This window comes from Streptomyces sp. BJ20, from assembly GCF_022869105.1.
Lineage (GTDB): Bacteria > Actinomycetota > Actinomycetes > Streptomycetales > Streptomycetaceae > Streptomyces > Streptomyces griseoincarnatus.
Map to the genome: position 1 here is coordinate 564,734 of NZ_CP094918.1, position 25,218 is coordinate 589,951.

At 71.2% G+C, this 25,218-nt stretch carries 20 protein-coding genes and 1 riboswitch; of the genes, 17 read left to right on the forward strand and 3 right to left on the reverse strand.

Annotation, left to right across the window (positions count from 1 at the left end):
* Positions 1-12 precede the first annotated feature (12 nt).
* The 14 genes from MTR79_RS02705 to recQ all read left to right on the forward strand — a co-directional run bounded on the left by MTR79_RS02705 (position 13) and on the right by recQ (position 17,839).
* Positions 13-567, forward strand: a complete 555-nt coding sequence (locus MTR79_RS02705) for an NADH-quinone oxidoreductase subunit B (RefSeq protein WP_030565381.1) — start codon at positions 13-15, stop codon at positions 565-567.
* Positions 564-1,313, forward strand: coding sequence for an NADH-quinone oxidoreductase subunit C (locus tag MTR79_RS02710; protein ID WP_086699846.1), 750 nt, complete (start codon positions 564-566; stop codon positions 1,311-1,313). The genes MTR79_RS02705 and MTR79_RS02710 overlap by 4 nt, the downstream gene beginning before the upstream one ends.
* The gene (locus MTR79_RS02715; RefSeq protein WP_086699848.1) at positions 1,310-2,629 is read left to right on the forward strand and encodes an NADH-quinone oxidoreductase subunit D; all 1,320 of its coding nucleotides are present in this window, start codon (positions 1,310-1,312) and stop codon (positions 2,627-2,629) included. Before MTR79_RS02710 ends, MTR79_RS02715 begins: the two co-directional genes overlap by 4 nt.
* Entirely contained in the window at positions 2,626-3,486 is an 861-nt protein-coding gene (gene nuoE, locus MTR79_RS02720; RefSeq protein ID WP_048459649.1) for an NADH-quinone oxidoreductase subunit NuoE, read from the forward strand. Before MTR79_RS02715 ends, nuoE begins: the two co-directional genes overlap by 4 nt.
* Positions 3,483-4,832, forward strand: a complete 1,350-nt coding sequence (gene nuoF, locus MTR79_RS02725; RefSeq protein ID WP_189365495.1) for an NADH-quinone oxidoreductase subunit NuoF — start codon at positions 3,483-3,485, stop codon at positions 4,830-4,832. Before nuoE ends, nuoF begins: the two co-directional genes overlap by 4 nt.
* The gene (locus MTR79_RS02730) at positions 4,829-7,333 is read left to right on the forward strand and encodes an NADH-quinone oxidoreductase subunit G (protein WP_086699850.1); all 2,505 of its coding nucleotides are present in this window, start codon (positions 4,829-4,831) and stop codon (positions 7,331-7,333) included. The genes nuoF and MTR79_RS02730 overlap by 4 nt, the downstream gene beginning before the upstream one ends.
* Positions 7,330-8,703, forward strand: a complete 1,374-nt coding sequence (gene nuoH / locus MTR79_RS02735; RefSeq protein ID WP_086699852.1) for an NADH-quinone oxidoreductase subunit NuoH — start codon at positions 7,330-7,332, stop codon at positions 8,701-8,703. Before MTR79_RS02730 ends, nuoH begins: the two co-directional genes overlap by 4 nt.
* Complete coding sequence (gene nuoI / locus MTR79_RS02740; RefSeq protein ID WP_048459653.1) at positions 8,696-9,337, forward strand: NADH-quinone oxidoreductase subunit NuoI; 642 nt, start codon at positions 8,696-8,698, stop codon at positions 9,335-9,337. The genes nuoH and nuoI overlap by 8 nt, the downstream gene beginning before the upstream one ends.
* Complete coding sequence (locus MTR79_RS02745; RefSeq protein ID WP_048459654.1) at positions 9,334-10,176, forward strand: NADH-quinone oxidoreductase subunit J; 843 nt, start codon at positions 9,334-9,336, stop codon at positions 10,174-10,176. Before nuoI ends, MTR79_RS02745 begins: the two co-directional genes overlap by 4 nt.
* Positions 10,173-10,472, forward strand: a complete 300-nt coding sequence (nuoK, locus tag MTR79_RS02750) for an NADH-quinone oxidoreductase subunit NuoK (protein WP_004927567.1) — start codon at positions 10,173-10,175, stop codon at positions 10,470-10,472. Before MTR79_RS02745 ends, nuoK begins: the two co-directional genes overlap by 4 nt.
* A gap of 14 nt (positions 10,473-10,486) precedes the next feature.
* Positions 10,487-12,451 carry an NADH-quinone oxidoreductase subunit L gene (gene nuoL / locus MTR79_RS02755; protein ID WP_048459655.1) on the forward strand — a complete coding sequence of 655 codons (1,965 nt, stop codon included), beginning with the start codon at positions 10,487-10,489 and terminating at the stop codon, positions 12,449-12,451.
* 5 nt (positions 12,452-12,456) lie between these two features.
* Positions 12,457-14,028 carry an NADH-quinone oxidoreductase subunit M gene (locus tag MTR79_RS02760; protein WP_086699853.1) on the forward strand — a complete coding sequence of 524 codons (1,572 nt, stop codon included), beginning with the start codon at positions 12,457-12,459 and terminating at the stop codon, positions 14,026-14,028.
* Complete coding sequence (gene nuoN, locus MTR79_RS02765; RefSeq protein ID WP_244789037.1) at positions 14,025-15,677, forward strand: NADH-quinone oxidoreductase subunit NuoN; 1,653 nt, start codon at positions 14,025-14,027, stop codon at positions 15,675-15,677. The genes MTR79_RS02760 and nuoN overlap by 4 nt, the downstream gene beginning before the upstream one ends.
* 215 nt (positions 15,678-15,892) lie before the next feature.
* The gene (gene recQ / locus MTR79_RS02770; protein ID WP_244789039.1) at positions 15,893-17,839 is read left to right on the forward strand and encodes a DNA helicase RecQ; all 1,947 of its coding nucleotides are present in this window, start codon (positions 15,893-15,895) and stop codon (positions 17,837-17,839) included.
* 283 nt (positions 17,840-18,122) lie between these two features.
* Here the strand turns inward: recQ and MTR79_RS02775 are convergent, their stop codons facing one another.
* Together MTR79_RS02775 and fahA are read right to left on the reverse strand one after the other, a co-directional pair.
* Positions 18,123-19,061: a M56 family metallopeptidase gene (locus MTR79_RS02775; protein ID WP_244789041.1), complete on the reverse strand. Its 939-nt coding sequence runs from the start codon at positions 19,059-19,061 to the stop codon at positions 18,123-18,125.
* Between the two features lie 157 nt (positions 19,062-19,218).
* A complete protein-coding gene (gene fahA / locus MTR79_RS02780; protein ID WP_086699858.1) occupies positions 19,219-20,433 on the reverse strand; it encodes a fumarylacetoacetase in 1,215 nt (404 codons plus the stop codon).
* A gap of 264 nt (positions 20,434-20,697) precedes the next feature.
* Here fahA and MTR79_RS02785 point away from each other — a divergent pair, with 264 nt between their 5' ends.
* Positions 20,698-21,570 (forward strand): HAD family hydrolase, encoded by an 873-nt coding sequence (locus tag MTR79_RS02785; protein ID WP_086699860.1) that lies wholly within the window; start codon positions 20,698-20,700, stop codon positions 21,568-21,570.
* Here MTR79_RS02785 and MTR79_RS02790 read toward each other — a convergent pair.
* Positions 21,534-22,010 carry a transglycosylase SLT domain-containing protein gene (locus tag MTR79_RS02790; RefSeq protein WP_048459662.1) on the reverse strand — a complete coding sequence of 159 codons (477 nt, stop codon included), beginning with the start codon at positions 22,008-22,010 and terminating at the stop codon, positions 21,534-21,536. The genes MTR79_RS02785 and MTR79_RS02790 overlap by 37 nt on opposite strands.
* A gap of 5 nt (positions 22,011-22,015) precedes the next feature.
* A riboswitch (cyclic di-AMP (ydaO/yuaA leader) is annotated at positions 22,016-22,184 on the reverse strand.
* 526 nt (positions 22,185-22,710) lie between these two features.
* Here MTR79_RS02790 and MTR79_RS02795 point away from each other — a divergent pair.
* Together MTR79_RS02795 and MTR79_RS02800 are read left to right on the forward strand one after the other, a co-directional pair.
* A complete protein-coding gene (locus MTR79_RS02795; protein WP_086699861.1) occupies positions 22,711-23,721 on the forward strand; it encodes a polyprenyl synthetase family protein in 1,011 nt (336 codons plus the stop codon).
* A gap of 254 nt (positions 23,722-23,975) precedes the next feature.
* The gene (locus MTR79_RS02800) at positions 23,976-25,211 is read left to right on the forward strand and encodes a DUF2092 domain-containing protein (RefSeq protein WP_244789042.1); all 1,236 of its coding nucleotides are present in this window, start codon (positions 23,976-23,978) and stop codon (positions 25,209-25,211) included.
* The last annotated feature ends 7 nt before the right edge of the window (positions 25,212-25,218 follow it).

The window sequence follows — 25,218 nt, forward strand, 5'->3', positions numbered from 1 at the left end:
GGGCCATAAGTCATGGGACTCGAAGAAAAGCTGCCGAGCGGATTCCTGCTGACCACCGTCGAGCAGGCCGCGGGCTGGGTGCGCAAGTCGTCCGTCTTCCCCGCCACGTTCGGCCTCGCCTGCTGTGCCATCGAGATGATGACCACCGGCGCGGGCCGCTACGACCTGGCGCGCTTCGGCATGGAGGTCTTCCGCGGCTCGCCGCGGCAGGCGGACCTCATGATCGTCGCCGGGCGGGTCAGCCAGAAGATGGCGCCGGTGCTCCGGCAGGTCTACGACCAGATGCCGAACCCCAAGTGGGTGATCTCCATGGGGGTCTGCGCCTCCTCGGGCGGCATGTTCAACAACTACGCGATCGTCCAGGGCGTCGACCACGTCGTCCCGGTCGACATCTATCTCCCCGGCTGTCCGCCCCGCCCCGAGATGCTGCTGGACGCGATCCTCAAGCTCCACCAGAAGATCCAGAGCTCCAAGCTCGGCGTGAACGCCGAGGAGGCGGCCCGCGAGGCGGAGGAGGCGGCGCTCAAGGCCCTGCCCACCATCGAGATGAAGGGGCTGCTGCGATGAGCGACGCGAACAACACCCCGGGTGACGGCGTGAACCCCGAGAAGGAGCTCTCCGCCGAGAACCTCCCCGGCCAGCGCGGACAGGGCGGCGAGGAGATCCGCGTCCAGCGCGGCATGTTCGGCGCCAACAACGGCGGCGACACCTCCGGTTACGGCGGCCTGGTCCGCTCGGTCCGGCTCCCGGGACCGGCGGCCCGCCCGTACGGCGGCTGGTTCGACGAGGTCGCCGACGAACTGGAGGGCGCGCTGGAGGAGCAGGACCTGCTCCCGGAGAACGCCATCGAGAAGACGGTCGTCGACCGCGACGAGATCACCTTCCACATCGAGCGTGAGCACCTCGTGCGGGTGGCGAAGACCCTGCGCGACGACCCGGCGCTGCGCTTCGAACTGTGCACCGGCGTCAGCGGTGTGCACTACCCGAACGACAAGGGGCGCGAGCTGCACGCCGTCTACCACCTGCGCTCGATCACCCACAACCGGGTGATCCGCCTGGAGGTCAGCGCGCCGGACAGCGACCCGCACATCCCGTCGCTGTTCTCCGTCTATCCGACGAACGACTGGCACGAGCGCGAGACGTACGACTTCTTCGGCATCGTCTTCGACGGTCACCCGGCCCTGACGCGGATCATGATGCCGGACGACTGGCAGGGCCACCCGCAGCGCAAGGACTATCCCCTCGGCGGCATCCCCGTCGAGTACAAGGGCGCCCAGATCCCGGCTCCGGACCAGCGGAGGTCGTACTCGTGAGCACGCACGCCACCCCTCGCGAGACCACCGAGGGCACTGTCTACACCGTCACCGGCGGCGACTGGGACGAGGTCGTCGAGACCGCGGCCCGTACCGACGACGAGCGCATCGTCGTCAACATGGGGCCGCAGCACCCGTCCACCCACGGAGTGCTCCGGCTGATCCTCGAGATCGACGGCGAGACCGTCACCGAGGCCCGCTGCGGCATCGGCTACCTCCACACCGGCATCGAGAAGAACCTCGAGTACCGGACGTGGACCCAGGGCACCACGTTCGTGACGCGCATGGACTACCTGACGTCGTTCTTCAACGAGACGGCGTACTGCCTCGGGGTCGAGAAGCTGCTCGGCATCGAGGACGAGGTGCCGGACCGCGCGTCGATCATCCGGGTGCTCCTGATGGAGCTGAACCGGCTCTCCTCCCACCTGGTGTGCATCGCCACCGGCGGCATGGAACTCGGCGCCACCACGATCATGATCTACGGGTTCCGCGACCGCGAGATGATCCTCGACATCTACGAGCTCATCACCGGCCTGCGGATGAACCACGCGTACATCCGCCCCGGCGGACTCGCCCAGGACCTGCCGCCCGGCGCGGTCGACCAGATCCGCGAGTTCGTCAAGAAGATGCGGAAGAACCTCCCGGAGTACGACAAGCTCGCCACCGGGAACCCCATCTTCAAGGCCCGTATGCAGGACGTCGGTCACCTGGACCTGGCCGGCTGCATGGCCCTCGGCGCCACCGGACCGATCCTGCGCTCCACCGGCCTCCCGCACGACCTGCGCAAGACCCAGCCGTACTGCGGCTACGAGACGTACGACTTCGACGTCCCGACCGCCGACACCTGTGACTCCTACGGCCGGTTCCTGATCCGGCTGGAGGAGATGCGCCAGTCGCTGCGGATCGTCGAGCAGTGCCTGGACCGGCTGGAGCCCGGACCGGTCATGGTCGAGGACAAGAAGATCGCCTGGCCCGCCCAGCTCGCCCTGGGACCCGACGGACTGGGCAACTCCCTCGACCACATCAAGCAAATCATGGGCACCTCCATGGAGGCCCTGATCCACCACTTCAAGCTGGTCACCGAGGGCTTCCGCGTCCCGCCGGGCCAGGCCTACGCGGCCGTCGAGTCGCCCAAGGGCGAGCTCGGGGTGCACGTCGTCTCCGACGGCGGCACCCGTCCCTACCGGGTCCACTTCCGCGACCCGTCCTTCACCAACCTTCAGGCCATGGCGGCGATGTGCGAGGGCGGCCAGGTCGCCGACGTCATCGTCGCCGTCGCGTCCATCGACCCCGTGATGGGAGGCGTCGACCGGTGACCACCTCTTCTTCCGAGCGGGGCGTCAGCCTGGGCATGCCGGAACTGCCCGCGCCGGCCTACCCGGACGACGTCCGGGCCCGGCTGGAGACCGACGCGCGGGCGATCGTCGCGCGCTACCCGGACTCCCGGTCCGCCCTCCTGCCGATGCTGCACCTGGTGCAGTCGGAGGAGGGGCACGTCACGCGCACCGGCATGCGGTTCTGCGCGGACATGCTCGGCCTGACCACGGCCGAGGTGACCGCGGTCGCCACCTTCTACACCATGTACCGGCGCCGCCCGAGCGGCGACTACCAGGTCGGGGTGTGCACCAACACCCTGTGCGCGGTGATGGGCGGCGACGCGATCTTCGAGGAGCTCCAGGAGCACCTGGGCGTCGGCAACGGCGAGACCACCGCCGACGGCAAGGTCACCCTGGAGCACATCGAGTGCAACGCGGCCTGCGACTACGCGCCCGTGGTGATGGTCAACTGGGAGTTCTTCGACAACCAGACCCCCGAGAGCGCCAAGCGCATGGTCGACGACCTGCGCGAGGGGCGTCCGGTCGCGCCCACCCGCGGCGCGCCGCTGTGCACGTTCAAGGAGACCGCCCGCATCCTGGCCGGCTTCCCCGACGAGCGCGAGGGCGCCGTCGAGGCCACCGGCAGCGCGGGGCCCGCCTCCCTGATCGGTCTGAAGCTGGCCAAGGGCGAGGCCGCCCCCGCGCGCGTGGTGCACCCGCGCGGCGAGGCGCCGCAGGACGCCCCGCCGCACGAGCCGTCGCCCACCGAGCACCTCAGCTCGCACGACGCGCCGCAGGACACGTCGGCCTCCGACCCGGCCCACCCGTCGGGGCCCGTCGCCGAGGAGGGGGAGTGATGACCTTGGCACCCGAACTGAAGGACACCAGCCCGGAGAAGCTGCTCGCGCCGGTGCTGTCGGCCTTCTGGGACGAGGAGAAGGCCTGGACGCTCGACGTCTACCGCCGGCACGACGGCTACGAGGGACTGCGCAAGGCGCTCGCGATGTCCCCCGACGACGTCATCGCCTACGTCAAGGACTCCGGACTGCGCGGACGCGGCGGCGCCGGCTTCCCGACGGGCATGAAGTGGCAGTTCATCCCGCAGGGCGACGGCAAGCCGCACTACCTCGTCGTCAACGCCGACGAGTCGGAGCCCGGGACCTGCAAGGACATCCCGCTGCTCTTCGCCAACCCGCACAGCCTCATCGAGGGCATCGTCATCGCCTGCTACGCCATCAGGTCGTCGCACGCGTTCATCTACCTGCGCGGCGAGGTCGTCCCCGTACTGCGCAGGCTGCACGAGGCCGTGCGCGAGGCGTACGAGGCCGGACTCCTCGGCAAGGACATCCTCGGCAGCGGACTCGACCTCGAACTCACGGTGCACGCGGGCGCGGGCGCGTACATCTGCGGTGAGGAGACCGCGCTGCTCGACTCCCTCGAGGGGCGCCGCGGCCAGCCCAGGCTGCGTCCTCCCTTCCCCGCCGTCGCGGGCCTCTACGCCTGCCCCACGGTGGTGAACAACGTCGAGTCCATCGCCTCGGTTCCCGCCCTCATGAACCGGGGCAAGGAGTGGTTCCGCTCGATGGGCAGCGAGAAGTCCCCGGGCTTCACGCTCTACTCCCTCAGCGGCCATGTCGCGAGCCCCGGCCAGTACGAGGCGCCCCTCGGCATCACCCTGCGCCAGCTGCTCGACATGAGCGGCGGGATGCGGCCCGGCCACCGGCTGAAGTTCTGGACGCCGGGCGGCTCCTCCACGCCGATGTTCACCGACGAGCACCTCGACGTCCCCCTGGACTACGAAGGGGTCGGCGCCGCGGGCTCCATGCTCGGCACCAAGGCGCTGCAGTGCTTCGACGAGACCACCTGCGTGGTCCGCGCCGTCACCCGCTGGACCGAGTTCTACGCCCACGAGTCCTGCGGCAAGTGCACCCCCTGCCGTGAGGGCACGTACTGGCTCGTCCAGCTGCTGCGCGACATCGAGGCCGGCAAGGGCCGGATGTCCGACCTCGACAAGCTGAACGACATCGCGGACAACATCAACGGCAAGTCCTTCTGTGCCCTCGGCGACGGCGCCGCCTCGCCGATCTTCTCGTCGCTCAAGTACTTCCGCGAGGAGTACGAGCAGCACATCACGGACCGTCGCTGCCCCTTCGACCCGGCCGCGTCGACGGCCTGGGCCGACCGTACGGAGGTGCACGCATGACTGTGACCACCAACGCTCCCTCCGGAGGGGGAGAGGCGGCGGTCCCGCCCGAGGACCTCGTGACGCTGACGATCGACGGCGCCGAGATCAGCGTGCCCAAGGGCACCCTGGTCATCCGGGCCGCCGAGCAGCTCGGCATCGAGATCCCCCGGTTCTGCGACCACCCGCTGCTCGCGCCCGCCGGCGCCTGCCGCCAGTGCATCGTGGAGGTCGAGGGCCAGCGCAAGCCCATGGCGTCCTGCACCATCACCTGCACCGACGGAATGGTGGTGAAGACGCAGCTCTCCTCGCCGGTCGCGGAGAAGGCCCAGAAGGGCGTCATGGAGCTGCTGCTCATCAACCACCCGCTGGACTGCCCGGTCTGCGACAAGGGCGGTGAGTGCCCGCTGCAGAACCAGGCGATGTCGCACGGCCACGCCGAGTCCCGCTTCGAGGGCAAGAAGCGCACCTACGAGAAGCCCGTCGCGATCTCCACGCAGGTCCTGCTGGACCGTGAGCGGTGCGTGCTGTGCGCCCGCTGCACCCGGTTCTCCAACCAGATCGCCGGCGACCCGATGATCGAGCTGATCGAGCGGGGCGCGCTCCAGCAGGTCGGCACCGGCGAGGGCGACCCGTTCGAGTCGTACTTCTCCGGCAACACCATCCAGATCTGCCCGGTCGGCGCGCTCACCTCGGCCGCCTACCGGTTCCGCTCCCGCCCGTTCGACCTGATCTCCTCGCCGTCGGTGTGCGAGCACTGCTCGGGCGGCTGCGCCACCCGCACCGACCACCGGCGCGGCAAGGTCATGCGGCGGCTCGCCGCCGAGGACCCCGAGGTGAACGAGGAATGGATCTGCGACAAGGGCCGCTTCGCGTTCCGGTACGCGCAGCAGCGGGACCGGCTCGGCACCCCGCTGGTGCGCAACGCGGAGGGTGAGCTGGAGCCGGCGTCCTGGCCGGACGCGCTGCAGATCGCGGCGCAGGGCCTGCTCGCCTCCCGGGGCAGCACCGGTGTGCTCACCGGCGGCCGGCTCACCGTCGAGGACGCCTACGCGTACAGCAAGTTCGCGCGGGTCGCGCTCGCCACCAACGACATCGACTTCCGTGCGCGCGTGCACAGCGCGGAGGAGTCCGACTTCCTCGCCGCGCGCGTCGCGGGACACGGCGTCGACCTGGACGGCACGGGCGTCACGTACACGGCGCTGGAGAAGGCCCCGGCCGTGCTGCTGGTCGGCTTCGAGTCCGAGGAGGAGGCGCCCGGCGTATTCCTGCGGCTGCGCAAGGCCTGGCGCGCCCACGGCCAGCGCACCTTCGCGCTGGCCACGCACGCCACCCGCGGACTGGCCAAGGCCGGCGGCACGCTGCTGCCGGCGGCGCCCGGCACCGAGACCGAGTGGCTGGACGCGCTGGCCGGCGGCGTCGGCCTGGCGGACGACGGGGCCGCGGCCGCCGAGGCGCTGCGCGCCGAGGGCGCGGTGGTCGTCGTCGGCGAGCGGCTGGCCGCCGTACGGGGCGGGCTCACCGCGGCCGTGCGGTTCGCCACCGCGACCGGCGCCCGGCTGGTGTGGATCCCGCGCCGGGCCGGGGAGCGGGGGGCGATCGAGGCGGGCGCGCTGCCGTCGCTGCTGCCGGGCGGCCGCCCGGCGACCGACCCGCGCGCCCGTGAGGAGGTGGCCGCGCTCTGGGGCGTCGCCGAACTCCCGCACCGCTACGGCCGGGACACCGCGCAGATCGTCGAGGCCGCCGCCCGCGGCGAACTCCAGGCGCTGCTGGTGGCGGGCGTGGAGGTCGCCGACCTGCCCGACCCGGCCCGCGCCCGTGCGGCGCTCGCCGAGGCCGGGTTCGTGGTCTCCCTGGAGCTGCGGCCCGGCGAGGTCACCGAGCTCGCCGACGTGGTCCTGCCGGTCGCCGCGGTCGCCGAGAAGGCCGGCACCTTCCTCAACTGGGAAGGCAGGGTGCGGCTGTTCGAGGCGGCGCTCAAGCCGGACCAGGTGACCCGGCGGCTCGCGCCGTCCGACGCGCGCGTGCTGCAGATGCTCGCCGACGCCATGGACGTGCACCTGGGCCTGCCGGACCTGCGCACGATCCGCTCGGAGATCGACCGGCTGGGTCCCTGGGACGGGCCGCGCGCCGCCGACCCGGTGGAGACCGCGGGCGCCCTGCCCCGGCCGGCCGCCGGCGAGGCGGTCCTCGCGGGACACCGGCTCCTGCTCGACCTGGGCCTGCTCCAGCAGGGCGACGAGGCGCTGGCCGGCACCCGGCACGCCGCCCTCGCCCGGCTGTCGGCCGCCACGGCCGCCGAGGTCGGCGTCAAGGACGGCGACACGCTCGCGGTGACCGGTCCGGCCGGGACGCTCGAACTGGCGCTGTCCGTCACCGAGATGCCCGACCGGGTGGTCTGGCTCCCGCTGAACTCCACGGACGGCGGGGTGGCCTCCGGCACCGGGGCGCTCCCCGGCTCCCTCGTCCGCATCGGCCCGGCGACCCTCGCCGGCGAGGCTCCCCAGGAGGTGGAGGCATGAGCCCGTACCTCGCCGCTGAAGACCTCTCGATGTTCGGCCGCGACCCGTGGTGGCTGATCGCGATCAAGGCGGTCTTCTGCTTCGCCTTCCTGATGGTGACCGTGCTCCTGTCCATCGTGATGGAGCGCAAGGTCGTCGCCTGGATGCAGCTGCGCGTCGGACCCAACCGGCACGGCCCCTGGGGCATGCTCCAGTCGCTCGCCGACGGCGTGAAGCTGATGCTGAAGGAGGACGTCGTCGTCAAGCGCGCGGACAAGGCGGTCTACGTCCTCGCGCCGATCGTCGCGGCCATCCCCGCCTTCATGGCGTTCGCGGTGATCCCCTTCGGCCCGGCCGGCAACGAGATCTCGATCTTCGGCCAGCGCACCACCATGCAGCTCACCGACCTGCCGATCGCGGCGCTGTACATCCTCGCGGTCGCCTCGGTCGGCATCTACGGCATCGTCCTTGCGGGCTGGAGCTCCGGCTCCACCTACCCGCTCCTCGGCGGCCTGCGCTCCTGCGCCCAGATGATCTCGTACGAGATCGCCATGGGCGCCGCGTTCGCCTCCGTCTTCCTCTACTCGGGGTCGATGTCCACGTCGACGATCGTCGAGGCGCAGGCCGACCGCTGGTACGTGCTGCTGCTGCCGGTGTCGTTCCTCATCTACATCGTGACGATGGTCGGCGAGGTCAACCGCGCCCCCTTCGACATGCCGGAGTCCGAGGGCGACCTGGTCGGCGGCTTCAACACCGAGTACTCGTCGATCAAGTTCGCGATGTTCATGCTCGCCGAGTACATCAACATGGTGACCGTCTCGGCGGTCGCGGTGACCCTCTTCCTGGGCGGCTGGCGGGCCCCGTGGCCGGTCAGCACCTTCTGGGAGGGCGCGAACCACGGCTGGTGGCCGATGCTCTGGTTCACCGGGAAACTGCTCAGCCTGCTGTTCTGCTTCGTCTGGCTGCGCGGCACGCTCCCGCGTGTCCGCTACGACCAGCTGATGAAGCTCGGCTGGAAGGTCCTCATCCCGGTCTCCCTGGTGTGGCTGATGGCGGTCGCCACGGTCCGGGCGCTGCGGAACGAGAACTACGCGTTCGCCGACATCGCGCTCTACATCGCCGGCGGCGTCCTCGTCCTGCTGCTCCTCTCCTTCGTCGCCGACATGTTCCGCGGCCGGGGCGACGAGAGCGGGCAGCCCGCGGACCAGCCTCCGTTCGACCCGATGGCGGGCGGGTTCCCCGTGCCGCCGCTGCCCGGGCAGGAGCTGCCCCCGGTGCCGCGGCGCCGTCCGCGCCACGAGCGGGAGCTCGTTGTCAGTGGCGGACCCGATACTCACAGTGACGAATCCCAGGGCGGTTCTACGGATGGAAAGGAGGCGTCCGATGGCTGAGGAACCGAAGGACACCAAGCCCGGTTTCCTGAACCCGGTGGCCGGCTTCGGCGTGACCTTCAAGGCCATGTTCAAGAAGCGGCTCACCGAGCAGTACCCGGAGCAGCAGAAGACCACGGCCCCGCGCTTCCACGGACGGCACCAGCTCAACCGCCATCCGGACGGCCTGGAGAAGTGCGTCGGCTGCGAGCTGTGCGCCTGGGCCTGTCCCGCCGACGCGATCTACGTCGAAGGCGCGGACAACACGGAGGAGGAGCGCTACTCGCCCGGCGAGCGGTACGGCCGCGTCTACCAGATCAACTACGCCCGCTGCATCCTGTGCGGGCTGTGCATCGAGGCGTGCCCGACGCGCGCGCTGACGATGACCAACGAGTTCGAACTGGCCGACTCCAGCCGGGCGAACCTCATCTACACCAAGGAGCAGCTGCTCGCCGGCCTGGAGGAGGGCATGGTCGAGGCGCCGCACGCCATGTACCCGGGCACGGACGAACAGGACTACTACCGCGGTCTGGTGACCGAGGCGGCACCCGGCACGGAGCGTCAGACCGCCCACTCCGAGGGCGAGGTGGTCCAGGAGGCCGAGTCCACGTTCGGTCCGGAGGAGCCCGCCTCGGAGAAGGTGATCGGGCGATGACCGAGCAGCTCGCCGCCTACTCGACCTCCACCGGCGAGGCCGTGCAGTTCTGGATCCTCGGCACCGTCGCCGTGATCGGCGCCCTGTGCACCGTCTTCATGCGGCGGGCCGTGCACAGCGCGCTCTGCCTCGCCGGGACCATGATCATTCTGGCCGTGTTCTACCTGGCCAACGGCGCCTACTTCCTGGGCGCCGTGCAGATCGTCGTCTACACCGGCGCGATCATGATGCTGTTCCTGTTCGTGGTGATGCTCGTCGGCGTCACGGCCGCGGACTCCCTGAAGGAGACCATCAAGGGCCAGCGCTGGATGGCCCTGCTGTGCGGCCTCGGCTTCGGCGTCCTGCTGGTCGGCGGCATCGGCAACGCCGCGCTGAGCGAGTTCAGCGGCGTCGGCGAGGCCAACGCCGGGGGGAACGTCCAGGGTCTCGCCTCCCTGATGTTCACCCGGTACGTGTTCGCCTTCGAGATCACCGGCGCGCTGCTCATCACGGCGGCCGTCGGCGCGATGGTGCTCACCCACCGGGAGCGCACCGAACGGGCCAGGACGCAGCGGGAGATGGCGGAGCAGCGCGTCCGCGAGGGCACGTACCTGCCGCCGCTGCCCGCGCCCGGCGTCTACGCCCGGCACAACGCGGTCGACATCGCGGGCCTGCTGCCCGACGGCACCCCGTCGGACCTCACCGTCAGCAAGACGCTGCGGGACCGCGGCCAGGTCCGTGACGTGTCCCGGGAGGCGCTCAACGACCTGCGGGCGCTGGAGCAGCGCGCGGAGGAGCGCCTGGAGCGCCGCGCGATCCAGCCGCCGAACTTCAAGCGGGCCGAGGAGGCGTCGAAGTGAATCCCGTCAACTACCTGTACCTGGCGGCGCTCCTGTTCACCATCGGCGCCACCGGTGTGCTGATCCGGCGCAACGCGATCGTGGTGTTCATGTGCGTCGAGCTGATGCTCAACGCCTGCAACCTCGCGTTCGTCGCCTTCTCCCGTATGCACGGCAACCTCGACGGCCAGATCATCGCGTTCTTCACGATGGTCGTCGCCGCCGCGGAGGTCGTGGTCGGGCTGGCGATCATCGTGTCCCTGTTCCGTTCCCGCCACTCGGCCTCGGTCGACGACGCCAGCCTGATGAAGCTGTGAGGGGCTGCTGAATCGTGGAGAACCTGATTGCGCTGCTGGTGGCGGCGCCTCTGCTCGGAGCGGCGGTCCTGCTGTGCGGCGGCCGCCGGCTGGACGCCGTGGGCCACTGGATCGGCACGGCCCTGGCCGCCGTGTCCTTCGCGCTCGGCCTGGTGCTCTTCACCGACCTGCTGGGCAAGGGCGCCGAGGACCGCACGGTCGTGCAGCACCTGTTCAGCTGGATCCCGGTGGAGGGCTTCCAGGCGGACGTCGCCTTCCGGCTCGACCAGCTGTCGATGACGTTCGTGCTGCTGATCACCGGCGTCGGCTCGCTGATCCACCTCTATTCCGTCGGGTACATGGAGCACGACGAGCGGCGCCGCCGCTTCTTCGGCTACCTGAACCTGTTCCTCGCGGCGATGCTGATCCTGGTCCTCGCCGACAACTACCTGCTGCTGTACGTCGGCTGGGAGGGCGTCGGTCTCGCCTCCTACCTGCTGATCGGCTTCTGGCAGCACAAGCCCAGCGCGGCCACGGCCGCGAAGAAGGCCTTCCTGGTCAACCGTGTCGGTGACATGGGCCTGTCCATCGCGATCATGCTGATGTTCCTGTGGTTCGGCACCTTCGCCTTCGGGCCGGTGCTCGGCGGCAACGGGGAGGCCGGTCTCGCCGGTGAGGCGGGCGAGGGCAAGCTGACCGCGATCGCCCTGATGCTGCTGCTCGCCGCGTGCGGCAAGTCCGCCCAGGTGCCGCTGCAGTCCTGGCTCGGGGACGCGATGGAGGGCCCGACCCCCGTCTCGGCCCTCATCCACGCCGCGACCATGGTGACCGCGGGCGTCTATCTGATCGTCCGCTCGGCGGCCGTCTTCAACGGAGCGCCGGACGCCCAGCTGGTGGTCACCGTCGTCGGCGCTGTCACGCTGCTGTTCGGTGCGATCGTCGGTTGCGCCAAGGACGACATCAAGAAGGCGCTGGCCGGCTCGACCATGTCGCAGATCGGCTACATGGTGCTGGCCGCGGGCCTCGGCCCGATCGGCTACGTCTTCGCGATCATGCACCTGGTGACGCACGGCTTCTTCAAGGCCGGGCTCTTCCTCGGCGCCGGTTCGGTCATGCACGGCATGAACGACGAGGTCGACATGCGCCGCTACGGCGGCCTCAGGAAGTACATGCCGGTCACCTTTGTCACGTTCGGGCTCGGCTACCTCGCCATCATCGGCTTCCCGGGCCTGTCCGGCTTCTTCTCCAAGGACAAGATCATCGAGGCGGCGTTCGCCAAGGGCGGCACCGAGGGCTGGATCCTCGGCGCCTGCGCCCTGCTGGGCGCGGCCATCACCGCGTACTACATGACGCGCGTGATGCTGATGACGTTCTTCGGCGAGGAGCGCTGGCGCAACGCGCCCACGCCGTCCCCCGCCTCCCCGGACGTGGAGCCGGCCGCCGAGACGCGCGGCGCGTACGAGCCGCCGCACCCGCACGAGTCGCCGAAGGTCATGACGGTCCCGATGATCGTGCTGGCCGTCGGATCGGTCGCGGGCGGCGCGTTCTTCAGCATCGGCGACCGGTTCATCCACTGGCTGGAGCCGGTCACCGGGCACGCCCACGGGCACCCGCCGGTCAGCGCCCTGACGGTGACGCTGTCCACGGTCGCCGTGATGGTGATCGGCGTGGCGATCGCCTGGGCGCAGTACGGACGGCGCCCGGTGCCGGCCGTCGCCCCGCGCGGTTCGCTGCTCACCCGGGCCGCCCGCCGTGACCTGTACCAGGACGACTTCAACCACGTGGTCCTGGTCCGCGGCGGCGAGCACCTCACGCGCTCGCTGGTGTACGTCGACCACACCCTGGTCGACGGGGTCGTCAACGGCACGGCCGCCTCCGTGGGCGGTCTGTCCGGGCGGATGCGCCGGCTGCAGAACGGCTTCGCGCGGTCCTACGCGGTCTCGATGTTCGGCGGCGCGGCGGTCCTCGCCGCCGCGACCCTGCTGATGAGGGCGGTCTGATACCGATGTCCTTTCCTCTCCTGACAGCGACGGCGGCGCTCCCGGCCATCGGGGCGATCGCCACGGCCGCCGTACCGGCCGCGAAGCGCACGGCGGCCAAGTGGCTGGCCCTGCTGTTCTCGCTGGCCACCCTCGCCCTGGCGATCACCGTCCTGGTCCGCTTCGACCCGGACGGCGACCGCTACCAGCTCACCGAGTCCCACTCCTGGATCGCCGACTTCGGCGTCCGCTACGAACTGGGCGTCGACGGCATCGCGGTGGCGCTGATCGCGCTGACCGCGCTGCTGATCCCGTTCATCGTGCTGGCCGGCTGGCACGACGCCGACCCGCTGGAGACGGGCAGCAGGCGGTGGCGGCCGACGCAGGGCTTCTTCGCCCTGATCCTGGCCGTCGAGGCGATGGTGATCATCTCCTTCGAGGCCACCGACGTCTTCCTCTTCTACATCTTCTTCGAAGCCATGCTCATCCCGATGTACTTCCTCATCGGAGGCTTCGGGGACCGTGCCCACAAGGACGGCGAGGAGAAGGCGGCCACCCAGCGGTCGTACGCGGCGGTGAAGTTCCTCCTCTACAACCTGGCCGGCGGTCTGATCATGCTGGCCGCGGTGATCGGGCTGTACGTGGTCGCGGGGAACTTCTCCCTCACCGAGATCGCGCAGGCCCGGGCCAACGGCGAGCTGGAGATGGCGACCAGCACCGAACGCTGGCTGTTCCTCGGCTTCTTCTTCGCCTTCGCGGTGAAGGCGCCGCTGTGGCCGCTGCACACCTGGCTGCCCAACGCCATGCAGGAGTCCACCGCCCCGGTCGCCGTGCTCATCACCGCGGTGGTCGACAAGGTGGGCACCTTCGCGATGCTCCGCTTCTGCCTCCAGCTCTTCCCGGAGGCCAGCAAGTGGGCGACTCCGGTGATCCTGGTGCTGGCGGTGATCAGCATCATCTACGGCGCGCTGCTCGCCGTCGGCCAGCGCGACATCAAGCGGCTGATCGCCTACGCCTCGATCTCGCACTTCGGCTTCATCGTGATGGGCATCTTCGCGATGACCAGCCAGGGCCAGTCCGGGGCGACGCTCTACATGGTCAACCACGGCATCTCGACCGCCGTGCTCATGCTGATCGCCGGCTTCCTGATCTCCCGGCGCGGTTCGCGGCTCATCGCCGACTTCGGGGGTGTGCAGAAGGTGGCCCCGGTGCTCGCCGGCACCTTCCTGATCGGCGGTCTCGCCACCCTCTCGCTGCCGGGCCTCGCGCCCTTCGTCAGTGAGTTCCTGGTCCTGGTCGGCACGTTCACGCGCTATCCGGTGATCGGCATCATCGCCACCTTCGGCATCGTGCTCGCCGCCCTCTACACCCTCGTCCTCTACCAGCGGACGATGACCGGCCCGGTGAAGCCAGAGGTCGCCGCGATGCCCGACCTCAGGGTGCGGGAGATCGCGGTGGTGGCGCCGCTGGTCGTGCTGCTGGTGTTCCTGGGCGTCTACCCGAAGCCCGTGACGGACATCGTGAACCCGGCGGTGAAGCAGACCTTGTCCGACGTACAGCAGAAGGACCCCCAGCCCGAGGTGGAGGCGGCCAAGTGAGCGCAACAGCAGCCGTCCACAACCTGTGGACAACCGCGGCCGATCCGATCGCCAAGATCGACGCACCCAAGATCGAGTACGGGCAGCTCGCGCCCACGCTGATCGTCGTCGGCGCGGCGGTCGTCGGGGTGCTGGTCGAGGCCTTCGTGCCGCGCAAGTCCCGTTACCACACGCAGATCTTCGTTTCCGCGGTCGCGCTCGTCGCCGCGTTCGCCGCGGTCGTGGCGCTCGCCGCCGACGGGTACGCCACCACCAAGGCGGGGATCGCCGCCATGGGCGCGATCGCCGTCGACGGACCGGCGCTCTTCCTCCAGGGCACGATCCTGCTGACGGCGCTGGTGGGTCTGTTCACCTTCGCCGAGCGCCGGCTCGACCCGGAGGCGCACGGCAACCGCGTCGACTCCTTCGCCGCGCAGGCCGCGGCCGTCCCCGGCAGCGACAGCGAGAAGCGGGCCGTCAAGGCCGGGTTCACCACCACCGAGGTGTTCCCGCTGCTGCTCTTCGCGGTCGCGGGCATGCTGGTCTTCCCGGCGGCCAACGACCTGCTGACGCTGTTCGTGGCGCTGGAGGTCCTCTCCCTCCCGCTGTACCTGCTGTGCGCGCTGGCCCGGCGCAAGCGGCTGATGTCGCAGGAGGCTGCGGTCAAGTACTTCCTGCTCGGCGCGTTCGCCTCCGCGTTCACGCTGTTCGGCATCGCCCTGCTGTACGGCTACGCGGGCTCCATGTCGTACGCGACGATCGCGCAGGTCGTCGACGGCACCGTCCCGGAGATCACCCCGGCGCTCGCGAACACCATGGGCAACGACGCGCTGCTGCTGATCGGCGCCGCGCTGCTGGTCATGGGCCTGCTGTTCAAGGTCGGCGCGGTGCCGTTCCACATGTGGACGCCCGATGTCTACCAGGGCGCGCCCACCCCCGTCACCGGCTTCATGGCGGCGGCGACCAAGGTCGCGGCGTTCGGCGCCCTGCTGCGTCTGCTGTACGTGGTGCTGCCGGGCCTGCGCTGGGACTGGCGGCCGGTCATGTGGGGCGTCGCCATCGTCACCATGCTGGCCGGCGCGATCGTGGCGATCACCCAGACCGACATCAAGCGCCTGCTGGCCTACTCGTCGATCGCGCACGCGGGCTTCATCCTCGCGGGTGTCATCGCGGCCACGCCGTCGGGCATCTCGTCGGTGCTGTTCTACCTGGCGGCCTACTCCTTCGTGACGATCGGCGCCTTCGCCGTGGTCACGCTGGTGCGGGACGCGGGCGGCGAGGCGACCCACCTGTCCCGCTGGGCGGGCCTGGGCCGGCGCTCCCCGCTGGTCGCGGCGGTGTTCGCGGTGTTCCTGCTGGCCTTCGCCGGCATCCCGCTGACCTCCGGATTCGCCGGGAAGTTCGCCGTGTTCAAGGCGGCGGCCGAGGGTGGGGCGGTCCCGCTGGTCGTGGTGGGTGTGATCTCGTCGGCGGTCGCGGCGTTCTTCTACATCCGCGTCATCGTGCTGATGTTCTTCAGCGAGCCGCGTCCGGAGGGCCCGACCGTCGCGGTGCCGTCGCCGCTGACCATGACCGCGATCGCGGTCGGTGTGGCGGTCACGGTCGTGCTCGGTGTCGCGCCGCAGTACTTCCTGGAGCTGGCCGGGGACGCGGGGGTGTTCGTGCGCTGACGCGCCCCGCCGCACGCGCGACCGCGGCCCGGCACCCCCGCGCGGGGGTGCCGGGCCGCGGTCGTTCCCGGTCGCGATCCGCTCAGGGACGGAGCGTTCCGGGCGGGCCTGTGGACAACTCCGGGGCTGTCGGTCCGGACGCCTATGGTGGACGCAGTGGCCGAGGTACGGCCGCGGGGGACGGGACGATGCACGGGACGGACGGTGTCGCCGGGATGGCAGTGACGGACAGTGAGGCGCTGGCTGCGCTGCACCGGGTCTTCGGCTACGAGACCTTCCGCGGTGAGCAGGAAGCCGTCGTCGACCATGTGATCGCCGGCGGCGACGCGGTCGTGCTCATGCCGACCGGCGGCGGCAAGTCGCTCTGCTACCAGATCCCGTCCCTGGTCAGGCCCGGCACGGGCGTGGTCGTCTCCCCGCTGATCGCGCTGATGCAGGACCAGGTCGACGCGCTGCGGGCGCTCGGCGTGCGGGCCGGCTTCATCAACTCCACGCTGGACTTCGACGAGCGGCGGACGGTCGAGGCCGAGTTCCTCGCCGGCGAGCTCGACCTGCTGTACCTGGCGCCGGAGCGGCTGCGCCTGGACAGCAGCCTGGACCTCCTGTCGCGCGGCAAGATCTCCGTGTTCGCCATCGACGAGGCGCACTGCGTCTCCCAGTGGGGACACGACTTCCGGCCCGACTACCTCACCCTGTCCGTGCTGGGGGAGCGGTGGCCGGACGTGCCCCGCATCGCCCTCACCGCGACCGCCACGGACGCCACGCACCGGGAGATCACCGAGCGGCTGGGCATGCCGGACGCCCGGCACTTCGTGGCCAGCTTCGACCGGCCCAACATCCAGTACCGGATCGTGCCGAAGGCCGACCCGCGCAAGCAGCTCCTCTCCTTCCTGCGCGAGGAGCACGCGGGGGACGCGGGCATCGTGTACTGCCTCTCGCGCAACTCGGTGGAGAAGACCGCCGAGTTCCTCTCGCGCAACGGCATCGAGGCCGTGCCGTACCACGCGGGGCTCGACGCGGGGACGCGCCAGGCGCACCAGGCGCGGTTCCTGCGCGAGGAGGGCCTGGTCGTGGTGGCGACCATCGCCTTCGGCATGGGCATCGACAAGCCGGACGTCCGCTTCGTCGCCCACCTCGACCTGCCCAAGTCGGTCGAGGGCTACTACCAGGAGACGGGCCGCGCGGGCCGCGACGGCCTGCCGTCCACGGCCTGGATGGCGTACGGGCTCAACGACGTCATCCAGCAGCGCAAGCTGATCCAGTCCGGAGAGGGCGACGAGGCGTTCCGGCGGCGGGCCAACCAGCATCTGGACGCGATGCTCGCCCTGTGCGAGACCGTGCGCTGCCGCCGCGGCCAGCTCCTCGCCTACTTCGGCCAGGAGCCGTCCGGGGAGAACTGCGGCAACTGCGACACCTGCCTCGCCCCGCCGGAGACCTGGGACGGCACGGTGGCGGCGCAGAAGGTGCTGTCCACGGTGGTGCGGCTCCAGCGGGAGCGCGGGCAGAAGTTCGGCGCGGTGCAGATCGTGGACATCCTGCTGGGCCGCCGTACCGCCAAGGTGATCCAGTTCGACCACGACCAGCTGTCCGTGTTCGGCATCGGTGAGGAGCTGAGCGAGGCCCAGTGGCGCGGCGTCGTCCGCCAGTTGCTCGCCCAGGGACTGCTCGCGGTCGAGGGCGACTACGGCACGCTGGTGCTGACCGAGGCCAGCGGGTCGGTGCTGCGGCGCGAGCGTGAGGTGCCGCTCCGCAAGGAGCCCGAGAAGCCGGCCACGTCCCGTTCGGGCGGCGGGGCGGGCCGCGACCGCAAGGCGAAGGCGGCGGCGGCCGAGCTGCCGGAGGCGCTCCAGCCGGCGTTCGAGGCACTCCGCGCCTGGCGCGCCGAGACGGCCAGGGAGCAGGGCGTCCCGGCATACGTGATCTTCCACGACGCGACGCTGCGGGAGATCGTCACGGTGTGGCCCACCTCGGTGGAGCAGCTCGGCGGGATCAGCGGCGTGGGCGAGAAGAAGCGGACGACGTACGGGGAGGGGGTCGTGGAGGTGCTGGCGGGTCTGCCGGCACCGGGATCGGCACCGGCACCCGCACCGGACGCCGCCGCGCCCGACGCACCCGGGGAGGCCCCGGACGACTGGCCCGAGGAGGAGCCGGACTGGTCCTGAACAGCCCCGGCCGTCGGGCCGCCGTGGCCATCCGGTCACCAGGCCTGTCCCGCCGCCCGGCCACCTAACTACCTCGAACCACCTTGGTGACCTCGGCCACCGGGCCGCCCGGCCGCCCGGCCACCGGGCCATCCGGCCGCCTCGGCCATCCGGCCGCCCCAAGCCGCCCGGCCCAGGCCGCCACGTCGGTGGGTGTCAATCGTGTCGGTGCGCGTCAGTCGTGGTCGGCCGGGCCGCCAGGTCCGGCACCACGCGTCGGCCGCGCAGGCGGCCGGAGCGTCGGTCACGGCAGCGCCGTCAGCCCCGGTGCGAACGTGATCAGCAGCGGGACCAGCGGCACCAGCGACGCCGCCGCGGTCGTCAGGGCGCGGTGGCGGCGGCCCAGCCGCGGGGGCGGCTCCAGCAGGCGGTCGACGCGTTCGCCGAGCAGCCGGTGGCTGGAGGAGCAGGACAGCACGCCCCGGTGCTGGTTCAGCTCGATCAGCGCCAGCGCGGTGGTCAGATGCCCGCAGCGCCGGGAGGCCGTGTCGTCGGCGGACAGCTCCACCAGCCGGTGCGTCTGCTCGCAGAAGTGGGCGAACAGCGGGACGCGCGGGAAGCCCGCCGCCAGCGCCGCCGACAGATGCAGCAGCCAGTCGTGGCGGGCCCGGGCGTGACCGCGCTCGTGCGTGAGGACCGCGTCGAGCTGATGGTCCGTGAGCCGCTGCAGCGCACCGGTCGTGACGATCAGCTGGGGCGGGCTGCCCGGCATCCACCAGGCGTCCGGGTACTCCTCCTCCAGCACCAGCAGCGGCCCGCGTCCCTCGGGGAGCCCCGCCGGAAGGTCGGGCGCGCGGTCCCGCAGGTGTGCGCGGGCGCCGGCGCGACGGCGGCGGGCCTCGACCAGCTCACGGGCGAGCACCGCCGTGGTCCAGGCGGCGCCGCAGGCCAGCAGCACGGTGAGGACGGCCGTCCACGGCGAGGCGTGCGACAGGTCGTAGGCGGCGGTCACGGCGGGCGGCGCCGGGGCGAACAACTGCGCGCGCACGGTGCCGAAGACGGCGGCGGCGCCCAGCGCCAGGGCGGTCAGACAGCACAGCAGCACGGTGGCGACCAGGCACTGCCACACCCACAGGGCGACGACCGGCTCCCGTTCCGGCCACTTCGCCCGGGTCAGCAGGCGGGGGACGGGCACGGCGGCGGTCACGGCGACCGCACTCAGCAGGAGCAGGCAGTACGTCATGCCACGGGCTCCGATTCCTGTCGGAAGAAGCGGCTCGGGGGCGTGCGGCGGTGCGGTGCGCGCGGCATGGAGGACGAACGCACCGTCCGATGCCAAGTATGACGGCGAAGGACGGTGCGAGTCAGCGTGGTTGTGCGCCTCGGCAGGGCCGGAAGGGTCAGGACGCGGGGACCACCCGTCCCGTCACCTCGCCGAGGCCCACCCGAACCCCGTCCGGTCCCGGCGCCCAGGCGGACAGCGTCACCACGTCGCCGTCCTCCAGGAACGCCCGCTTGCCGTCGGGGAGTTCGAGCGGGTCGCGGCCGTTCCAGGTCAGCTCGAGCAGGGAGCCGCGCTCCCGCTCGGAGGGGCCGCTGACCGTGCCGGAGCCGTAGAGGTCGCCGGTGCGCAGGGATGCGCCGTTCACCGTCATGTGGGCGAGCTGCTGGGCGGCCGTCCAGTACATGGTGGAGAAGGGGCACTCGGAGACGTCGTGGCCGTTGACGGTCACGGTGATGCGCAGGTCGTAGCCGCCGGGCTCCTCACCGGAGTCGTCCAGGTACGGCAGCAGGCCGTGGGTGCGCGCGGGCGGGGCGACGCGGGCCTCGTCCAGGGCGTCCAGCGGGGTGATCCACGCCGACACCGAGGTGGCGAAGGACTTGCCGAGGAACGGGCCGAGGGGCACGTACTCCCAGGCCTGGATGTCGCGGGCGGACCAGTCGTTGAGCAGGCACAGGCCGAACACGTGGTCGCGGTAGGCGCTCAGCGGCACGGGCCGGCCCTGCGCTGAGGGGACGCCGACGACGAAGCCGACCTCGGCCTCGATGTCCAGCCGCACGGACGGGCCGAAGACGGGGGCCGCGTCGGCGGGCGCCTTGCGCTGCCCGGAGGGGCGCACGACGTCGGTGCCGGACACCATCACGGTGCCGGAGCGGCCGTGGTAACCGATCGGCAGGTGCTTCCAGTTGGGGGTCAGGGAGTCGGCGGCGTCGGGGCGGAAGATCTGCCCGACGTTCCGCGCGTGGTTCTCCGAGGCGTAGAAGTCGACGTAGTCCGCGACCTCGAACGGCAGATGGAGGGTCACCTCGGACAGCGGGTGGAAAAAGGGTTCGACGGTCTCCCGGTGCGCCGGGACCGTCACCCACGCGGTGAGCGCGCGCCGCACGTCCGACCAGGCCGTGCGGCCCGCCGCGAGAAGCGGGTTGAGGGTGGGGCGGGCGAGCAGGGAGGCGTAGGGGGAACCCAGGGCGTGTGCCGCCGCGCCGGCGTCGAGGACGTGGTCGCCCAGCCGGACGCCCACGGTGCGCTCCGCCGAACCGGGGAGCGAGAAGACGCCGTACGGCAGGTTGTGCGGGCCGAAGGGGTCGCCCTCGGGGACATCGAAGGGGGGCATCGGGTGCTGCCTCGCTTTCGTGTGCGCGGGTGGGCCACGTGTCCGTGGCCGTGCCACACGTTACGGGGTCGCGTCCCGGTGGGCTCCTGTTATAGGGGACGACTCCCGGAGCCGGGGCCGGGGGGAGCGCACCCTGTTCCGGTCAAAAGGGAAAACGGGCCTCAACCGGTCGCGTATTGCCGGTACAAGAAGGCAAAACGCACCCAATGCGCGGGCATACGGGCGCGGTGAATCGGACGGTCCTCTTGTCCGTATTCTCTGATCATGGCCGCACCCACCGATTGTTCTCTCATCGCCACCGACCTGGACGGGACGCTGCTGCGCGGTGACGACACCCTCTCCGACCGCTCCCTCGCCGCCCTCGCCCGTGCCGGGCGGGCCGGTGTCCGGCACCTCGTGGTGACCGGCCGGCCGGCCCCCAGGGTGCGGCCGCTGCTCGACGACCTCGGCTGCACGGGGCTCGCGGTGTGCGGACAGGGTGCGCAGGTCTACGACGCCGCCGCGCGGCGGATGCTGTGGTCGGTCCGGCTGGACCGGGAGCTGGCGGAGACCGCGCTCGGCAAGATCGAGGCCGAGGTGGGGGAGGTGTACGCCGCGGTCGACCAGGACGGGGTCGACGGGGTGACGCTGATCGAGCCGGGCTACCGGATGCCGCACCCGACGCTGCCGGCGGTGCGGGTGGAGCGGCGCGACGACCTGTGGGCGCGGCCGATCAGCAAGGTGCTGCTGCGCCACCCGGAGCTGTCGGACGATGCCCTGGCGGCGGCGGCCCGGTCCGTGGTCGGCTCGCTGGCCACGGTCACCATGTCGGGGCCGGGCACGGTGGAGCTCCAGCCGTGCGGGGTCACCAAGGCGACCGGTCTCGCGCTGGCCGCCGAGCACCTGGGGGTGCGCCCCGGGGAGACGGTCGCCTTCGGGGACATGCCGAACGACATCCCCATGTTCCGGTGGGCGGGCCACGGCGTCGCCATGGCCAACGCGCACCCCGAGCTGAAGGCGGTGGCCGACGAGGTCACCCTGTCGAACGAGGACGACGGCGTGGCCGTCGTCCTCGAGCGACTCTTCGGGCAGACGGCCGGTCTCGGCCGTCAGAGGTCGGCTCAGTACGCGCCGAAGACGTTGTCGATCGAGCCGTAGCGGTCGGCGGCGTAGTTGCAGGCCGCGGCGATGTTGGCGACCGGGTCGAACGGGTCGAAGGCGGTGCCGGGCACGTGGTACGCCTGGAAGGTCGGGTCGATGACCTGGAGCAGGCCCTTCGACGGGGTGCCCTTCGCGGCGTTGGAGTCCCACAGGTTGATGGCGGCCGGGTTGCCGGACGACTCCCGCATGATGTTGCGGTGGATGGAGTCGTAGGAGCCGGGGATGCCGTTCTGCGCCATGACGTCCATCGCCTCGCGGATCCAGCCGTCGAGGTTGTCCGGGTACGCGGTCGTGGAGGCGGCGGTCGTGGTCTGGGCCGAGGGGGCCGCGGAGGCGCTGGTGGCGCCGAACAGCGGCAGCGCGACCACGGCGACGCCGGTGCCGGCGACGGCGAGGGTGCGGACGAGGCGGCGACGCGACGAAGCGATGACGGGCATGTCTGGGTTCCTCTCCTACGCCTGCGAGGTGAGCTGTCGGGTTCGGGCGGGAGAGTGCCCGGCCGTGCCCCTGCGGGCATGGCTTCACCCCGAGCCGTCCCGGCGCGGTGTCCGGTACGGCGGCTTACCTGGGTCCCCCGCTCCTGCCGTGCGTGAGTTGGTCGTCGGGTGTGATGCGGGTGGCGGCAGGACTCGGCGTCCACCCGGCAGGCCCGGAACGTATGCGAGAGCACATGTCGGGAACAAGTGCGACGATCACGCAGAACACCGTTTGATCTTGAGATGGGTGGTTTTGCGCCCTTGATCCTTTGCGATCGCCAAGCGTCAACTCCGTTGTGTGGAGCGGGGAGACGGGTGTGTGCGAGGGTGTCCCGGAGGCCGCCGGGTGCGTGACTCACCTCACGGGACGGCGGCCGTGGGCGCGTTTGCGACCAAGAGGAATTCGCCCACCAATGACGGCAAATCGGACTCGGGGGTGGTGCAGGATGGTTCACGGGTCACTGTGTCCGGGAAGCCGAGGTATGTCCGTTGTTATCAGCCGATCAAAAACACTCCGCTTCTGATCCCGTATCGCCCTTCTTGTGACCCCGGGCCCTGGCGGTGATCGAAACCTGACCGGATACGCTGACTCGAGTGGTGGCAGCGACCTATCGACAAACCGTGTAACCGCCAGCAGACACCAGCAGACAGGAGACCCCTCGTGACCGTCGTCGGGCCGTTCGGGCTGAGCGTGCGGGACCAGGCTCTGGAAGCCGATGTCCAGGCCGGATTGACGGCTGTCGAGGAAGGGCTGCTCGAAGCCACCAAGAGCGAGGTGCCGTTCATCACGGAGGCCGCCCAGCACCTGGTGCGGGCCGGCGGCAAGCGGTTCCGCCCACTGCTCGTCATGCTCTCCGCCCGGTTCGGCGACCCCTACGCGCCCGGCGTCGTGCCGTCGGCCGTCGTGGTGGAGCTCACCCATCTGGCCACGCTGTACCACGACGACGTGATGGACGAGGCCGAGGTGCGCCGGGGCGTCGCGAGCGCGAACACCCGCTGGGGCAACTCGGTCGCCGTGCTCACCGGCGACTTCCTCTTCGCCCGCGCCTCGCACATCCTGGCCGACCTCGGCCCGGAGGCCGTGCGGGTGCAGGCCGAGGCGTTCGAGCGGCTGGTCACCGGCCAGATCCTGGAGACCGCGGGCCCGCAGGACGGCCGCGACCCGGTCGACCACTACCTGGACGTGCTCGGCGGCAAGACCGGCTCCCTGGTCGCCGTCTCCTGCCGGTTCGGCGCGATGATGTCCGGCGCCGACGAGACCGTCGTCGACGTCCTCACCCAGTACGGCGAGCGGCTCGGCGTCGCCTTCCAGCTCGCCGACGACGTCCTCGACATCGCCTCCGACTCCCACGAGTCCGGCAAGACCCCCGGCACCGACCTGCGCGAGGGCATCGCCACCCTCCCGGTGCTGCGGCTGCGCGAGCGGGCCGCCCGGCTCGGGCTCGCCGAGGACCTCGCCCTGTGCGAGCTGCTCGACTCCGACCTCACCGACGACGCCCGGCACGCCGAGGCGCTGCGCCTGCTGCGCGCCCACCCCGCGCTCGGCCAGGCCCGCCGGGACACCGTGCGCTACGCCGAGGAGGCGCGCGCCGCCCTCGCCCCGCTGCCCGACGGGCCCGCCAAGTCGGCGCTCGTCGAGCTGTGCGACGCCGTGGTGCACCGGGCCGGCTGACCCGCCCCCGCCGTCCCCGTACGCCTCCGGCACCCGGGTGACCCCTACGGGGCGGGGGAGGCTCCCTCGTCCCGTGTCATACCGCAGCAGTACGCGCGGTTGAGCCCGCGGTCTGACGATTCCGTCCCGCGGTTTTGGTCAGATGGACCACGACGGACAACACCACTTCTCACCGGTTCGGGTGAGAATGGCGGCTCGGGCCGAACTGGTGCGACGACACGGGACGGAAGCCGCCGCGACGACGGAGGGCACACATGGCACCGTACGAATCCTACGACACGACGACCGCGGGGGAGGTCGAGGAGCCGCGCGCCGGGCGCCGCAAGGCCGCGCGATACGTGGTCCCCGTCACCGTGATGGGCGTGGCGGCCGCGACGATCGGACTCGTCCCGGCGCTCGCCGACTCCGGCGACCCCGACCTGCCGGACATCACCGCGGCGCAGCTCATCGACAAGATCGCGCAGTCGGACGTGGAGCGGCTGTCCGGCACCGTGAAGATCACCACCGATCTGGGGCTGCCGAGCCTCGGCGGGCTGGAGAGCGGCCTGCTGTCCGGCGCGACGGGCGGCGAGGACGGCGAGGGCGGCTCCTCCGCCGACCCGTCCGGCCGGCTCACCGAGCTGGCGTCCGGCACGCACACCCTGCGCGTCGCCGCCGACGGCCCGGACCGCCAGAAGCTGTCCCTGCTGGAGAACGCGGCCGAGTACAGCCTCATCCACAACGGCAAGGACGTCTGGGGCTACGACAGCGCCTCCAACGAGGTCTACCACGCCACCGTCGACGAGGCGGAGGCCGAGGAGCGGAGCGCGCAGCAGCCTCCTGCCACTCCGAAGGACTTCGCGGAGGAGGCGCTGAAGGCGGTCGACGACACCACGTCCGTGAAGGTCGACGGCACCGCCCAGGTGGCCGGCCGCGACGCCTACCGGCTGGTGGTCGAGCCCAAGCAGTCCGGCTCCACGGTCGGCGCCGTCAGCATCGCCGTGGACAGCGAGACGGGCATGCCGCTGAAGTTCACGCTCACCCCGTCGAGCGGCGGCTCGGCCGTCGTGGACATCGGCTTCACCAAGGTGAGCTTCGACCGTCCCGACGCCTCCACGTTCGAGTTCACCCCGCCCAAGGGCGCCAAGGTGACCGAGGACACCGAACAGGACCGCGGCCACGGCGACTTCGGCGGGAAGCCGGAGCGGGGTCCGAAGTCCGAGGAGGACCTCGCCAAGGGTTTCGACGGGCTGCGGATGCTCGGCGAGGGCTGGAACAGCATCGCCACCTTCGACACCGGCGCCGGTGCCGGCCTGCCCACGGAGGAGGAGGTCGGAGGCGACCTCGGCGGCTTCCTCGGCTCGCTCGGCGACCAGGTCAAGGGCGACTTCGGCAAGGGCACCGTGTTCAGCACGCGCCTGGTCAACGCCCTCATCACCGAGGACGGCAAGGTCTACGTGGGTACGGTCACCAAGGACGCGCTGGTGAAGGCGGCCGAGGCGGGGAAGTAGCTCCCCG